This window comes from Hoeflea sp. BAL378 (genome assembly GCF_000759435.1).
In the GTDB taxonomy this organism is placed as follows: domain Bacteria; phylum Pseudomonadota; class Alphaproteobacteria; order Rhizobiales; family Rhizobiaceae; genus Hoeflea.
Genome location: NZ_JRJG01000045.1, coordinates 23,095 through 37,543 on the forward strand (window position 1 = coordinate 23,095; position 14,449 = coordinate 37,543).

8 protein-coding genes are annotated in these 14,449 nt (G+C 67.6%); 7 read left to right on the forward strand and 1 reads right to left on the reverse strand.

The features are described 5' to 3' along the window. Positions 1-196: 196 nt before the first annotated feature. Positions 197-439 carry a hypothetical protein gene (locus tag LL06_RS12150; RefSeq protein WP_152599580.1) on the reverse strand — a complete coding sequence of 81 codons (243 nt, stop codon included), beginning with the start codon at positions 437-439 and terminating at the stop codon, positions 197-199. 221 nt (positions 440-660) lie between these two features. Here LL06_RS12150 and LL06_RS12155 point away from each other — a divergent pair, with 221 nt between their 5' ends. The 7 genes from LL06_RS12155 to LL06_RS12185 all read left to right on the forward strand — a co-directional run. Beyond that, a complete protein-coding gene (locus LL06_RS12155) occupies positions 661-1,005 on the forward strand; it encodes a DUF2934 domain-containing protein (RefSeq protein ID WP_035526886.1) in 345 nt (114 codons plus the stop codon). A gap of 269 nt (positions 1,006-1,274) precedes the next feature. Then, positions 1,275-4,343 carry an alpha-1,4-glucan--maltose-1-phosphate maltosyltransferase gene (locus LL06_RS12160; protein WP_244447111.1) on the forward strand — a complete coding sequence of 1,023 codons (3,069 nt, stop codon included), beginning with the start codon at positions 1,275-1,277 and terminating at the stop codon, positions 4,341-4,343. After that, positions 4,340-7,642, forward strand: a complete 3,303-nt coding sequence (gene treS / locus LL06_RS12165) for a maltose alpha-D-glucosyltransferase (protein WP_035526861.1) — start codon at positions 4,340-4,342, stop codon at positions 7,640-7,642. Before LL06_RS12160 ends, treS begins: the two co-directional genes overlap by 4 nt. Next, positions 7,639-9,834, forward strand: a complete 2,196-nt coding sequence (gene glgB, locus LL06_RS12170; protein WP_052161476.1) for a 1,4-alpha-glucan branching protein GlgB — start codon at positions 7,639-7,641, stop codon at positions 9,832-9,834. The genes treS and glgB overlap by 4 nt, the downstream gene beginning before the upstream one ends. Continuing rightward, the gene (glgX, locus tag LL06_RS12175; protein WP_035526864.1) at positions 9,831-11,933 is read left to right on the forward strand and encodes a glycogen debranching protein GlgX; all 2,103 of its coding nucleotides are present in this window, start codon (positions 9,831-9,833) and stop codon (positions 11,931-11,933) included. Before glgB ends, glgX begins: the two co-directional genes overlap by 4 nt. After that, positions 11,934-13,634: a malto-oligosyltrehalose trehalohydrolase gene (gene treZ, locus LL06_RS12180; protein ID WP_035526867.1), complete on the forward strand. Its 1,701-nt coding sequence runs from the start codon at positions 11,934-11,936 to the stop codon at positions 13,632-13,634. It begins immediately after the preceding gene. Beyond that, positions 13,631-14,449 (forward strand): 4-alpha-glucanotransferase (locus LL06_RS12185; RefSeq protein ID WP_173426122.1); only part of this gene is annotated, 819 nt, incomplete at its 3' end. The genes treZ and LL06_RS12185, both read left to right, overlap by 4 nt.

Genomic DNA, 14,449 nt, shown 5'->3' on the forward strand with positions numbered 1-14,449 from the left:
GCCATGAAAGCGCGGATGACAAGAGATACAATTCAGACGGAAAGGCGCATGTGTGGGGGATGCGGACTTCTGGAGCCTTTGCGATTTAAAAGCAGGCGAGCGGCCAGTTGCGAAGCCCGGCGGATGACCCATTGAACGAAATCTGACGAGGGCCCTGAAGCCCTCGTACTCGCAGACGAACGGTTCCGCGTTGGCGTCAGTAGACGTAGGCTTGCGGTGCGGCCGGGGTTTTCTGGTTGGTGGCGAGATCGCGGAGCGCACCGTCGGCACCCAGCCGGCGCAGCACCAGCCTGGTCCCGTCGGTGATCTTGCCATGGGTTCCGGATTTGACGGCGGTCACCGCCAGATGCAGGCTCGGATAGGAGGCCATCAGGCGTCCGTCCAGAAGCACATCCCAGCCATCAGACTGGGGCATGAAGTCATACACACGCTGTGCCATCGGGTCTCTCCTCCGCTGCTCGCAATTGGCAACCGGGATAACGATCGATGCGGCCGTTGGTTCCACCTGCGGAGGCAATTTTGCGCGTGGTTATGCTACTGGCCTTCCACCTTGTGCCGCAGGGGAAGGGGGCCCAAAAAAATCGCGCGGCGCCGGATCTTTCCGGGTCCCGAAGCATTGATATGGCAAGCACAGATGCGGCGAGCACAAGGGAGTTCATCATGATCCACCGTGACAAGAGCATTCGCGAAAGAGCCTATGAAATCTGGGAGTCCGAAGGCCGTCCCGAAGGCCGCGAGGCCCAGCACTGGGAACAGGCGCGCGCCGAGCTGGCGAGCCTGACCGGCGCCGGCGAGGCCAACCAGGCGCCCGAGGCAGTCTCCAAGGCCGGCGCAAAGCCGCGGGGCAGCACCAAATCCGCGGCTGCCGCCAAGCCGGGTGCCAAGGCTGGCTCCAAGTCTGAGGGCAAGGGCGGCGTCTCGGCGGTTGACCGGGGTGTGGCGGTGCTCCGCGAAGATCCCAAGGCCGAAAAGCCCAAGCCGAAACGCAAGCCCGGCAAGACCTGAGCGCCGCTCGGCGGATCGTCTCCGGCGCTTCCAGCCTGCATGACGCCAGGTGAAACAGGCGTCGCACGAATGCCTTCTGCCGCGGCAAATGCCTGCGGCAGCCCGCGAGGATGGGCGCGAATTGCCCGCCTGAAGGGCGAAGATCCGGCGCGCGCTTCGCCGCCGGTCCTGAAAAAAATACGGAACCATTGGCCCGCCACTCTGTTGACCTGTCACACGACCGACCGGGGAGACTTCTTTTGCCATCCAGCACCGTGAACATCTTGCGCATGCAAGCAGAGCCGGGCCGTTCCGGGCCGGACGTCGCCGACACCCTGAATCGTGCGGCTTCGGCGGGCTTTGACGCGGCGTTGTGGCGGGGCGACTGGCTGCTCTTCGGCCCCGAGGCGGTCGACCCTGCCGACATGATTCCAACCGGCGCGGCGGCGTCGCTGCGCACCATGGTCGAGATCGACGTCGCGCGGTTTCCGCTCGACCATCCCCTGGTCCGCGAGCATCCCGACCTGTTTTCCATCCGCCGCTCCGGCCAGGCCGACGGTCCGGTCGATCCGCGCAAGCCGATGCCGCCGATCGGCGAAGCGATCGCCCGGCTCAACCATCCCGACGCCACCGAGTTGCTGGCCCGGCCGATCGCCGAGCGGCTGAAGCAGCTCGCCGGGGCGGGCGTCGGCGGCTTCCGTCTGCTCAATCCGGCGCGGCTCGGCGGCCAGACCCTTTCCTATCTGACGGGCGAACTCAGAGGCTGCGGCGTGCTGACCATCGCCGCCGCGGCGCCCGGCGCCGGCTCGGTGTTGGCTTCGTCCGGCCTTGATTGCCTGGTGACGCCGCTCGGATGGTCCGATTTCGCCTCGGGCCGGCTGCCCGGCGAGGACGGGGCGATGGACCAGGATGTGCCGGTGCTCGCCGAGCTTGACTCCGGCCAGCCCTTTCCCGAGCACCGTGGCGGCGGCTTCGGCCGGCTCATCCACGCGGCCGCGGCGCTTGCCGGCGGCCTCATCGTGCCGGAGACGCTGCTTGCCGGCGGCGCCGCCGATTTCGCGGTGGCAGCGAAGGCGATCGCCCTCGTCGGCCGGGCCGCGCCCTATGACGGCGCCGTCCAGCGCATCGCCCGCACCGGCAGCGTCATGGCTCTCGCCCGCACCCGCAAGGGCGACCCGCGCGGCGCCCGGGGCGCGCTGCTGATCCTGATCAATTCCGGCGCCAGCGCGCAGCCCGCGCCGGGCAGGGGGCCGATCATCCAGCGCCTGGGCGCCCCGCTCGATCTCGGCACCGCCGACCTGTCGCCGCTGGCGCCTGGCGAAGTCAGGCTCGTCGAGCTGTCGCCCTCCAGGCCGATCATCGTCGCCGCCGATGCCCACACCGGCCCGTCGGCCGCCCGCGCCTATGCGGCGGCGCCGCGGCTGGTGGTGGAGGCGGTCACGCCCTCTGTCGAGGGCGGCGATTTCGCCGTCAAGCGCGTGGTCGGCGACACCGTCGAGGTCAGCGCCGCCATCTTCGCCGATGGCCATGAACAGCTCGCCGCCGAACTGCGCTGGCGCGGCCGCGACGGCGACGCCTGGGGCGCGGTCCGGATGCAGCCGCTCGGCAAGAACGACCTGTGGGAAGGCGAGTTCACGCTCGAACGCCTCGGCGCCCATGAATTCGTGGTGGAGGCCTGGCTCGACCGCTTCGGCGCCTTCCGCCGCGATTTCACCAAGAAGCGCGACGCCGGTGTGGCCCAGCCCGTCGACCATGCCGATGGCCGCGCCCTGATCGAACAGGCCGTGGCGCGCTCCGAGAAGGCCGGCGCCGAGATCCTCAAGGCCGTCCTCAAGCAGCTCGACTCCGCCGCATCCGCCGACGACAGCGCGGCGATCCTGCTCGACGAGGACCTCGCGTCTCTCATGGACGAGGCCGACGACCGCCCCTTCCGCATCGTCTCCGCGCCGCAGCGCGTCGACGCCGAGCGCCTCGCCGCCCGCTTCTCGAGCTGGTACGAGCTGTTCCCCCGCTCGATGACCGACGACAAGTCCCGCCACGGCACGCTCGCCGATGTCATCCCGCATCTCGCCCGCATTCGCGACATGGGCTTCGACACGCTCTATTTCCCGCCCATCCATCCGATCGGCAAGACCAACCGCAAGGGTCCCAACAACACGCTCACGCCCGCGCCGCATGATGTCGGCAGCCCCTATGCGATCGGCAGCGCCGACGGCGGCCATGACGCCATCCATCCCGAGCTCGGCAGCTTCGAGGATTTCGACACTTTGGTCGAGGCCGCCCGCGAGCACGGGCTGGAGATCGCGCTCGATTTCGCCATCCAGGCCTCGCCCGACCATCCCTGGCTCACCGAGCACCCGGGCTGGTTCTCCTGGCGGCCGGACGGGTCGATGAAATATGCCGAGAATCCGCCCAAGAAATACCAGGACATCGTCAATCTCGATTTCTACGGCCCCGACGCCGTGCCCGACCTGTGGCTGGCGCTAAGGGACGTGGTGCTGTTGTGGATCGAGCACGGGGTCAAGACCTTCCGGGTCGACAACCCGCACACCAAGCCGCTGCCCTTCTGGGAATGGATGATCGCCGATGTGCGGCGCGCCCATCCGGACGCCATCTTCCTGGCCGAGGCTTTCACCCGGCCGACGATGATGTACCGCCTGGCCAAGGTCGGCTTCTCGCAGAGCTACACCTATTTCACCTGGCGCGACGGCAAGCACGAGCTGATCGACTACATCACCGAGCTCACCAGCACCGCGCCGAAGGAGTTCTACCGGCCGCATTTCTTCGTCAACACGCCCGACATCAACCCGGTCTTCCTGCAGACCTCGGGCCGCCCCGGCTTCCAGATCCGCGCCGTGCTGGCGGCCACGCTGTCGGGCCTGTTCGGCGTCTATTCCGGCTTCGAGCTGTGCGAATCGGCGCCGCTGCCGGGCCGCGAGGAATATCTCGATTCTGAGAAATACGAGATCCGTCCGCGCGACCACGCTGCGCCCGGCAACATCATCGGCGACATCACGCTGCTCAACCGTCTGCGCCGCGCCCATCCGGCGCTGCAGACCCATCTCAACACCCGCTTCTACCTCGCCCACAACGACAACATGATCTGGTACGGCAAGCCATCCCCCGATGGCGGCGAGATGATCATGGTGATGGTCAGTCTCGACCCGCACCATGCCCAGGAAACCCATTTCGAGGTGCCCCTCTGGGAGTTCGGCCTGTCCGACACCGACGGCATCTCAGTGGAGGACCTCGCCCTCGGCTACCGCTTCGACTGGTACGGCAAGACCCAGTGGATCCGTATCACCCCCGATCTGCCCTACCGGATCTGGCGCCTGAGCGCGCCGGGAGGAACCGCATGAACCAGACTACTCGATCCATCACCGCCCCCGCCATCGTCACCGATATGAACGATCCCTTGTGGTACAAGGACGCCATCATCTACCAGGTGCACGTCAAGTCGTTCTTCGATTCCAACAATGACGGCATCGGCGATTTCGCCGGCCTGATGCAAAAGCTCGATTACGTGGCCGAGCTTGGCGTCACCGCCATCTGGCTGTTGCCGTTCTATCCCTCGCCCCGCCGCGACGACGGCTACGACATCGCCGAATACTGCGCCGTCAGCCCCGACTACGGCACGATCGAGGAGGCGCGCGCCTTCATCGAGGCGGCGCATGCCCGCAACATCCGTGTCATCACCGAGCTGGTCATCAACCACACCAGCGACCAGCATCCCTGGTTCCAGGCCGCCCGCAAGGCGCCGGCCGGTTCGCCCGAGCGCGATTTTTATGTCTGGTCGGACGACGACAAGCTCTATTCCGGCACGCGCATCATCTTTCTCGACACCGAGAAGTCCAACTGGACCTGGGACGAGGAGGCGGGCGCCTATTTCTGGCACCGCTTCTATTCGCATCAGCCGGACCTGAATTTCGACAATCCCGCGGTGCTCGAGCGCGTGCTCGAAGTCATGCATTTCTGGCTGGATGCAGGCATCGACGGCCTGCGGCTGGACGCCGTGCCCTATCTCATCGAGCGCGACGGCACCTCCAACGAGAACCTGCCCGAGACCCACGATGTTCTCAAGCGCATCCGCGCCGACATGGACGCGCATTATCCCGGCCGCATGCTGCTCGCCGAGGCCAACATGTGGCCCGAGGACACGCAGCAGTATTTCGGCGGCGCCGCCTGCGGTGAGGACAACGTCGCGCCGGTGACGGACGAATGCCAGATGGCGTTCCACTTCCCGCTGATGCCGCGCATGTACATGGCCGTGGCCCAGGAGGACCGCTTCCCGATCACCGACATCATGCGCCAGACACCCTCCATTCCCGAGGACGCGCAATGGGCGATCTTCCTGCGCAACCACGACGAGCTAACGCTGGAAATGGTCACCGACGCCGAGCGCGACTATCTGTGGAACACCTATGCGTCGGACAAGCGCGCCCGCATCAATCTCGGCATCCGTCGCAGGCTGGCGCCGCTGATGGAGCGCGACCGCGCCCGCATCGAGCTGATGAACGCGCTGCTCCTGACCATGCCGGGCACGCCGGTGCTCTATTACGGCGACGAGATCGGCATGGGCGACAACATCTTCCTGGGCGACCGCGACGGCGTGCGCACGCCGATGCAGTGGTCGCCCGACCGCAACGGCGGCTTCTCCCGCGCCGACCCGGCCTCGCTCACGTTGCCCGCGATCCAGGATCCGCTCTATGGCTACGAGGCGGTCAATGTCGAGGCGCAGGAGCGCGACCGCCATTCACTTCTGAACTGGGTCAAGCGCATGCTCGCCGTGCGCCGCGGCCACCAGGCCTTCGGCCGCGGCACGCAGACCTTCCTGCGCCCGCCCAACCGGCGGATCCTCGCCTATCTGAGGGAATATCAGGGCGAATCGATCCTCTGCGTCGCCAATCTCGGCCGCACCGCCCAGGCGGTCGAGCTGGACCTGCACGAGTTCGAGGGCCGCACGCCGGTGGAACTCACCGGAGGCGCCGCCTTCCCGAAGATCGGCCAGTTGCCCTATCTGCTGACGCTGCAGCCCTACGGGTTCCTGTGGTTCCAGCTCGCCGAGGGCGTCGAGCCGCCCAAATGGGCCACCTCCGCTCCGGGAGAGGAGATCGAGCACCACACCTTCGTGCTGCGCTCCGGTCTCGACGGCATCGCCGATTTCGCCAACCGCGCCGCGCTGGAGCGGGACGTGCTGCCGGGCTACATCGCCCATCGCCGCTGGTTCGGCGGCAAGGACGAGCCGATCACCGGCGTCAGGCTTGAACGGCTCACGCCGATGCCCGCGGCCCAGGACCTGGTGCTGGGCGAATTCCGCGTCACCACCCCGGTGGCCGAGGCGACCTACACCCTGCCGCTCGGCATCGCCTGGGCCGACGGGCAGAACGGGCCCTATGCCTCCAACCTGGCGATCTCCCGCGTCCGCCGCGGCCGCGATGTGGGCCTGCTCACAGACGGCTTCGCGCTTGCGCCGTTTGCCCGCTCGGTGCTGACCGCCATGCGTGACAACACCGTGGTTGCCAGTGGCGAAGGCGAGATTCGCTTTTCCGCCATGCCCGGCTTCGATCTCGATCCCGAGGGCGATGTTGAATGGATGGCGGCTGAGCAGTCGAACTCCACCATGGTGCTCGGCCGCAAGGCGGTGCTCAAGCTCCTGCGCAAGGTCGCGCCCGGCGCCCATCCCGATGTGGAGATGGTCCGCTATCTCTCCGACAACGGCTACCGGAACGTGCCGCCGATGCTCGCAACCGTCACTCGCCACGAGAACGGCGAGGACACCCTGCTGATGCTGGCCCAGGCCTTCGTCTACAACCAGGGCGACGGCTGGCAGTGGAGCCTCGATTTCCTGAACCGGCTCGCCACCGAGACCGAGCCCAGCTTCTCCAATTACGAGAACTTCGCCGCCAATCTCGGCCGGCGGCTGGCGGCGATGCACGAGACCCTTTCGAGCCCCACCTCCGAGCCGGACTTCGTGCCCGAGCCGGTGACGCTCGAACAGGCCGACAAGCTCGGCGGCCGCATCAAGGGCCAGGTCGACAAGGCCATGGGCCAGTTGCGCGGCGCGTCGCTCGACGAGGCCCGGGCCCGGGACGCTGACTTCCTGTTCGACAAGCGCGACGCGCTGATCGAGCGCATCGGCGCCGTCGTGCGCGGCGCGGTCGACCGTTCCCGCACCCGCATCCACGGCGATCTGCATCTCGGACAGGTGCTGGTCACCGGCGACGACGTGATGTTCATCGACTTCGAGGGCGAGCCCACCCGTCCGATCGCCGAGCGCCGCGGCAAGGACCTGGCGCTCCGCGATGTCGCGGGCATGATGCGCTCCTTCGACTACGCCGTAGCCGTCGCCGAGCGCAACCGCCCGGCAGGCGCCGAGCCCTGGAGCGAGGAATGGTCCGATTCCTTCCGCAAGAGCGCCAAGCAGGCGTTCCTGGCAGGCTATCACGGCATCGAACCGGAAACGATCTCCGGCGAACCCGCCGACGGTGAAAAGCTGCGACCGGCAGTCGAAGTCGATCCTCTGCTCGACGTGCTGATCATCGAGAAGGCGGCCTATGAGGTCATCTATGAGGCGGCCAACCGTCCCGACTGGATCGGCGTGCCCGTGGCCGGGCTGGCCCGCGCCGTGCACCGCCTGCTTGCAGGGGAAGTGCAATGACCGGCAATGACGATATCCTGGGCGCGGCAGCCGCCGCGCTCCTGGAAGGACGCCTCGACGATCCCTTCGCGCTGCTCGGCCCGCACACCGTGCGCGACGGCCGCGTCGTGCGCACGTTCCAGCCGGGCGCAGAGCGCGTCTCGCTGGCGGCGCGCGACGGCGGCGCCGACCTCGGGGAGCTCGACCAGGCAGCGCCCGGTTTCTTCACCGGCCCCGTTTCCGACGACCGTCCCTATCTCTTGCGCATCACCTGGCCCGGCGGCGCGGTGCAGGAGATCGAGGACCCCTACAGCTTCGGCTTCGTGCTGGGCGATCTAGACCTGCATCTGTTTTCCGAAGGCCGCCATCTCGACCTCGCCAAGGTCTTCGGCGCCCAGCCCACCACCATGGAGGGCGTTCCGGGCGTGGCCTTTTCGGTCTGGGCGCCCAATGCCCGCCGCGTCTCGGTGGTCGGCGACTTCAACACCTGGGACGGCCGCCGCCATCCGATGCGGCTGCGCCACCAGGCCGGCGTGTGGGAGCTGTTCCTGCCGCGGCTGGGGCCGGGCGCACGCTACAAGTTCGAGATCGTCGGCCGCGACGGCAGCCTGCTGCAGAAGGCCGATCCGATGGCCCGCCAGACCGAGGCGCCGCCGGCGACCGCCTCCGTGGTGGCCGGTCGCCCTGATTTCAAATGGCACGATGCCGACTGGATGGAGGAGCGCGCCCGCCGCCATGCCGACGACGCGCCGATCTCGGTCTACGAGGTCCATGCCGGATCCTGGATGAAACCGGACGGCGAAGGCGACCGCGCACTCGACTGGCGCGGACTGACCGAACGGCTGATCCCCTATGTGGCCGAGATGGGCTTTACCCATGTCGAGCTGCTGCCGATCATGGAACATCCCTTCGGCGGCTCCTGGGGCTACCAGCCGCTGTCGCAATTCGCCCCCTCGGCCCGCTTCGGCAGGCCCGAGGATTTCGCCCGCTTCGTCGATTCCTGCCACCGCGAGGGCGTCGGCGTCATTCTCGACTGGGTGCCGGCGCATTTTCCCACCGATGCCCATGGCATGGCGCATTTCGACGGCAGCCATCTCTATGAGCACGCCGATCCGCGCGAGGGCTTCCACCAGGACTGGAACACGCTGATCTACAATCTCGGCCGCCGCGAGGTCTCGGGCTTCCTGCTCGCCTCGGCGATCTGGTGGCTCGAGGTGTTCCATGTCGACGGCCTCCGCGTCGACGCCGTCGCCTCGATGCTCTACCGCGACTACAGCCGCAAGCATGGCGAATGGGTGCCCAACATCCATGGCGGCCGCGAGAATCTGGAATCCGTGGCCTTCCTCAAGCGGATGAACACGATCGTGGCGGAACGCTGCCCCGGCGCCATCACCATCGCCGAGGAATCCACCGCCTGGCCGGGCGTTTCGGCGCCGGTGGCCCAGGGCGGGCTTGGCTTCGACTACAAGTGGAACATGGGCTGGATGCACGACACGCTCCACTACATCGAGCGCGATCCGCTGTATCGCCGCTGGCACCAGGGCGAGCTTACCTTCCCGATGGTCTATGCCTATTCGGAGAAATACATCCTGCCCATCAGCCATGACGAGGTGGTGCACGGCAAGGGTTCGCTGGTCACCAAGATGCCGGGCGACCGCTGGCGCAAATTCGCCAATCTGCGGCTCTATCTGTCGCTGATGTGGACCCATCCGGGCCGCAAGCTGCTGTTCATGGGCTGCGAACTCGGCATGGAGACCGAGTGGAACCACGACCAGGCGCTGCCCTGGCATCTGCTCGACCATCCCGAGCACGCCGCCATCCAGAGGCTGGTGCGCGATCTCAACCGGCTCTACGTCACAGAGCCGGCGCTGCACCAGCGCGACAGCAATCCCTCCGGCTTCCAGTGGCTGGTGGCGGATGATTCCGAAAACAGCGTCTTCGCCTTCGTCCGCCATGGCGACGGCGGGTCCGTGGCGGTGGCGCTCAACATGACGCCGCAGCCGCACGATGGCTACCGGATCGGCCTGCCGGCAGCGGGCCACTGGACCGAAGTGCTCAATTCCGACGCCAAACGCTTTGGTGGCTCCAACACCGGCAACGGCGGCGGCGTCCATGCCAGCGACCACCCCATGCACGGCCAGCCCTGCTCGGCCGCCATCACCCTTCCACCCCTCGGCGCCATTCTTCTGCGCCATCAAGGATCACGCACTTGAACCTGAATATTGATCGGCTTGAACCCGGCTATCCCTATCCGCTCGGCGCCACGTTCGATGGCCTGGGCGTGAACTTTGCGGTCTTTTCGGCCAATGCCGACCGGATCGACCTCTGCCTGTTCGAATCCTCGGGCAAGCGGCAGGTGCTCTGCCTCGAACTGCCCGAATGCACCGACGAGGTCTGGCACGGCTACCTGCCCGACGTCGGCCCGGGCCTGCTCTACGGCTTCCGCGCCCACGGCCGCTACGAGCCCGAGAACGGCCACCGCTTCAACCCCAACAAGCTTTTGCTCGACCCCTATGCCAAGCGGCTGTCGGGCGAGGTGCGCTGGACCGACGCGCTGCACTCCTATTCGGTGCGCTCCCGGCGCCAGGACCTGAGCTTCGACCGGCGCGACAGCGCCCCGGCCATGCCCAAGGCCGTGGTCACCCAGAGCGCCTTCGACTGGTCGCAGGATGTCCGCCCGAAAACGCCCTGGTCGGAGACGGTGATCTACGAGGCCCATGTCAAGGGCCTGACCAAGCTGCTCGAGGACGTTCCGCCGCGCCAGCGCGGCACCTATGCGGCGCTGTCCCATCCCAAGGTGATCGAGCATCTCAAGCGCGTGGGCGCCACCGCGCTCGAACTGCTGCCGATCCACAGCTTCGTGCAGGACCGCAGGCTGCAGGAGGCGGGACTCACCAATTACTGGGGCTACAACACGCTGTCCTTCTTCGCGCCGGAAGGCCGCTACATGGCGAGCGACAATTCCGACGAGCTGCGCATCGCCATCCGCAGGCTGCACGCCGCCGGCATCGAGGTCATCCTCGACGTGGTTTACAACCACACCGCCGAAGGCAGCGAACTGGGCCCGACCTTCAATCTGCGCGGCCTCGACAATGCGAGCTACTACCGGCTGGTCGAGGGCCAGCCGCGCTATTGCGTCAACGACACCGGCACCGGCAACACGCTCGACCTCAGCCATCCCCGCGTGCTGCAGATGGTCATCGATTCGCTGCGCCACTGGGCGGAAAGCTACCGGGTCGACGGCTTCCGCTTCGATCTCGGCGTGACGCTCGGCCGCGACGGCAACAACGGCTTCGATCCGCGCTCGGGCTTCTTCGACGTGCTGCGCCAGGATCCGGTGCTCAACCAGCTCAAGCTGATCTCGGAGCCCTGGGACATCGGACCGGGCGGCTATCAGCTCGGCCAGCACCCGCCGGGTTTCGCCGAATGGAACGACAAGTTCCGCGATTCGACGCGCCGCTTCTGGCGCGGCGACAGCGGCCTGCGCCCCGAATTCGCCAACCGCATCGCCGGCTCCGCCGACCTGTTCGACCGCCGCGCGCGGCGGCCCTGGGCCAGCGTCAATTTCATCACCGCCCATGACGGCCAGACCCTGCGCGACCTGGTGAGCTTCGAGGGCAAGCACAACGAAGCCAATGGCGAGGACAATCGCGACGGCCATTCGGAAAACCTCTCCTGCAACTGGGGCGAGGAGGGCCCGTCCGACAATCCGGCGATCGAGGATGTCCGCGACCGCGTCACCCGCTCGATGCTCACCACGCTGCTGACCTCGCTCGGCACGCCAATGCTGCTTGGTGGCGACGAATTCGGCAGGACCCAGCAGGGCAACAACAATGCCTATTGCCAGGACAACGAGATAAGCTGGTTCGACTGGACGTTGCTCGAAAGCGATCACGGCCGCAAGCTCACCGACTTCGTCGGCCGGCTGACCAGGGCGCGCCAGGACTACCCGCTGATCCGCGCCAACCGCTTCCTGCATGGCGAGGTCGAAGTCGCTCCCGGAATTCTCGACATCGACTGGTTCGACGAGCGCGGCGAGCACCTCTCCGAGGAGGACTGGAACAACGCCGAGGGCAGGGCGCTGGTGATGCGCCGCTGCCGCCGCAAGCCGGATGGCTCGATCGAAACGGTGACGCTCTTGATGAACAGCTCCGGCGACACGCTGACCTTCAGGCTGCCGCCGCCGGATCTCCACCGGACGCTGGTCATCGACAGCGCCGATCCGGAGGCCGCCGAAGCCGAAGTCGGCGCCGAGATCGAGGTGCGTGACCGGGCAGTCCTGCTGGTGGTCGGAACCGACAGGGAAGAATAGATGAGTTGGGGACCGCAGATCACCGCCGAGGGCAGGACCCGTTTCCGGCTCTGGGCGCCGGACAGCGATGCCGTTCACCTGGAACTGGCCGACGGCACCGTGCTGCCGATGGCCCGGGACGCGGAGGGATGGTTCGAGGCAGAGGCCGACGCCCCGCCGGGAGCCCGCTACCGGTTCCGCATCAGCGACGATCTTGCCGTGCCCGATCCGGCGTCGCGCCGGCAATCGGGCGGCGTGCATGAATGGAGCATGGTCACCGATCCCGATGCCTATCGCTGGACCACGCCCGACTGGGCCGGCCGGCCCTGGGAGGAGGCGGTGATCCTGGAGCTGCATGTGGGCGTGCTCGGCGGCTTCGACGGCGTCGCTGAACAGCTCGAGCACTGGCGCGACCTCGGCGTCACAGCCATCGAACTGATGCCGGTCGGCGCCTTCAGCGGCACGCGCAACTGGGGCTATGACGGCGTGCTGCCCTATGCGGTCGCCGAAAGCTACGGCACGCCCGATGACCTCAAGGCGCTCGTCGACCGCGCCCATGGGCTGGGCATGATGGTCATGCTCGACGTGGTCTACAACCATTTCGGTCCCGACGGGAACTATCTCGGCGCCTATGCCTCGGGCTTCTTCGACGACACAGCGGACACGCCGTGGGGCGGCGCGGTGGCGGTGTCGCGCGATCCGGTCCGGCGCTACTTCATCGACAACGCGCTGATGTGGCTCGGCGAATACCGTTTCGACGGATTGCGCTTCGATGCGGTCCACGCCATCGGCGATGCGGAATTCCTCGACGGGATGGTGTCGGAGATCCGGACCGAGCTGCCCGGCAGGCAGATCCATCTTGTGCTTGAAAACGAGCACAACGACGCCGACCGGCTCCTGCCCGGAGGCTATGACGCGCAGTGGAACGACGATTTCCACAATGTGCTGCATGTGCTGCTGACGGGCGAGACCGAGGGCTATTACGCGGCCTTCGCCGATGATCCGACGGCCAGGCTGGCGCGCTGTCTCGAGCAGGGCTTCGTCTACCAGGGCGAGGAGGGCGGCCGCGGCCCGCGCGGCAAGCCGAGCGGCCATCTCGAGGCCACGTCCTTCGTGGCCTTCCTGCAGAACCACGACCAGATCGGCAACCGGGCGATGGGCGAGCGGCTGATCGAGCTGACCGATCCGGCGCGGCTCTGCGCCGCGGTGGCGCTGATGCTGCTGTGCCCGCAGATCCCGATGCTGTTCATGGGCGAGGAGACGGGAAGCCGGACTCCCTTCCTGTTCTTCACCGACTTCCAGGACGACCTCGCCGACGCGGTGCGCCAGGGCAGGCGCCAGGAGTTCTCGCACTTCTCGGCCTTCACCGATCCCCAGGTCCGCGAACGCATTCCCGATCCGAACGATCCCGCCACTTTCGCGGCCTCGGCGCCGAAGCCCGGGCCGGAGGCTGCGCACTGGCTGAGCTTCTATCGCGAGCTGATCGCGCTGCGCCACCGCCACGTCGTGCCGCGCCTCAAGGGCGCGCGCGGTGAGGCCGCCCGGGTGCTGGGCGACAAGGCGGTCACGGCGAGCTGGCGCATGGCGGACGGCTCGATGCTGTCCGTTGCCCTCAATCTCGGCGAGGCCGCTGTCGCTTTTCCCGAGCCGGACGGCGACATCCTCTTCGCCCTCGGCGAGGCCGGTATGCCCTCGAGCTTTGTCGCCTGGACTGGCCGATGACGGCGCTGCACCAACTGGCCCGCGCCGCCGGGCTGCAGATCGACTGGACAGACGCCCTCGGCGAAAACCAGCGGGTGAGCGACGAGGCATTGCGCAAGGTGCTGGCGGCGATCGGCCTGCCGGCCGGCTCCGGCGCCGAGATCGCCCGCAGCCGGGAGCAGTTGCACGAGGCCGAGCGCGAAAACTGCTTCGTCTCCGTCGATCTCGGCGAGCGGGTCATCCTGCCGCCCGGCTTCGGCGTGGCCGGCGAAGGCCTGCTGACGCTCGAGAGCGGCGAGGCCGTGCCGGTCCTGCTGCACCAGGACGCGAACAGCCTATGGATCCCGTCGATCGATGTGCCCGGCTACCACCACCTCGAGCAGGGTGGCCGCGAGATCCGCATCGCGGTGGCGCCGAAGCGCTGCTTTTCCGTGGCCGACGCCGCCCCCGGCCGCAAGCTGTGGGGACCGGCGGTGCAGGTGCCCTCGCTGCGCGACGGACGCGGGCTGGGCTTCGGCGATTTCGGCACGCTTGCCGACAGCGCCGCGAGCTTCGCCGCCCGCGGGGCCGATGCGCTGGCGATCAGCCCCACCCACGCGCTGTTTCCCTCCGATCCCGGCCGCTTCAGCCCCTATTCGCCCTCGAGCCGCTCCTTCCTCAACATTCTCTTCGGTGATCCGGCGCTGATCGGCGCTCCGGTCGCCGGGTCTGCCGCCGCGGGCGAGCTGATCGACTGGACCACGGCGGTCCCGGAGCGCCTGGCGGTCCTGCGCGCGGCCTTCGCCAACCGCGGCGACGGGGTGCGCGACGCCGTTGCCGCCTACCGCGCCGGCGCC

Coding starts and splice junctions, on each gene's coding strand:
- treZ (WP_035526867.1), top strand. CDS start 11,934: ATGAGTTGGGGACCGCAGATCACCGCCGAGGGCAGGACCCGTTTCCGG.
- LL06_RS12155 (WP_035526886.1), top strand. CDS start 661: ATGATCCACCGTGACAAGAGCATTCGCGAAAGAGCCTATGAAATCTGG.
- LL06_RS12160 (WP_244447111.1), top strand. CDS start 1,275: ATGCAAGCAGAGCCGGGCCGTTCCGGGCCGGACGTCGCCGACACCCTG.
- glgB (WP_052161476.1), top strand. CDS start 7,639: ATGACCGGCAATGACGATATCCTGGGCGCGGCAGCCGCCGCGCTCCTG.
- LL06_RS12150 (WP_152599580.1), bottom strand. CDS start 439: ATGGCACAGCGTGTGTATGACTTCATGCCCCAGTCTGATGGCTGGGAT.
- treS (WP_035526861.1), top strand. CDS start 4,340: ATGAACCAGACTACTCGATCCATCACCGCCCCCGCCATCGTCACCGAT.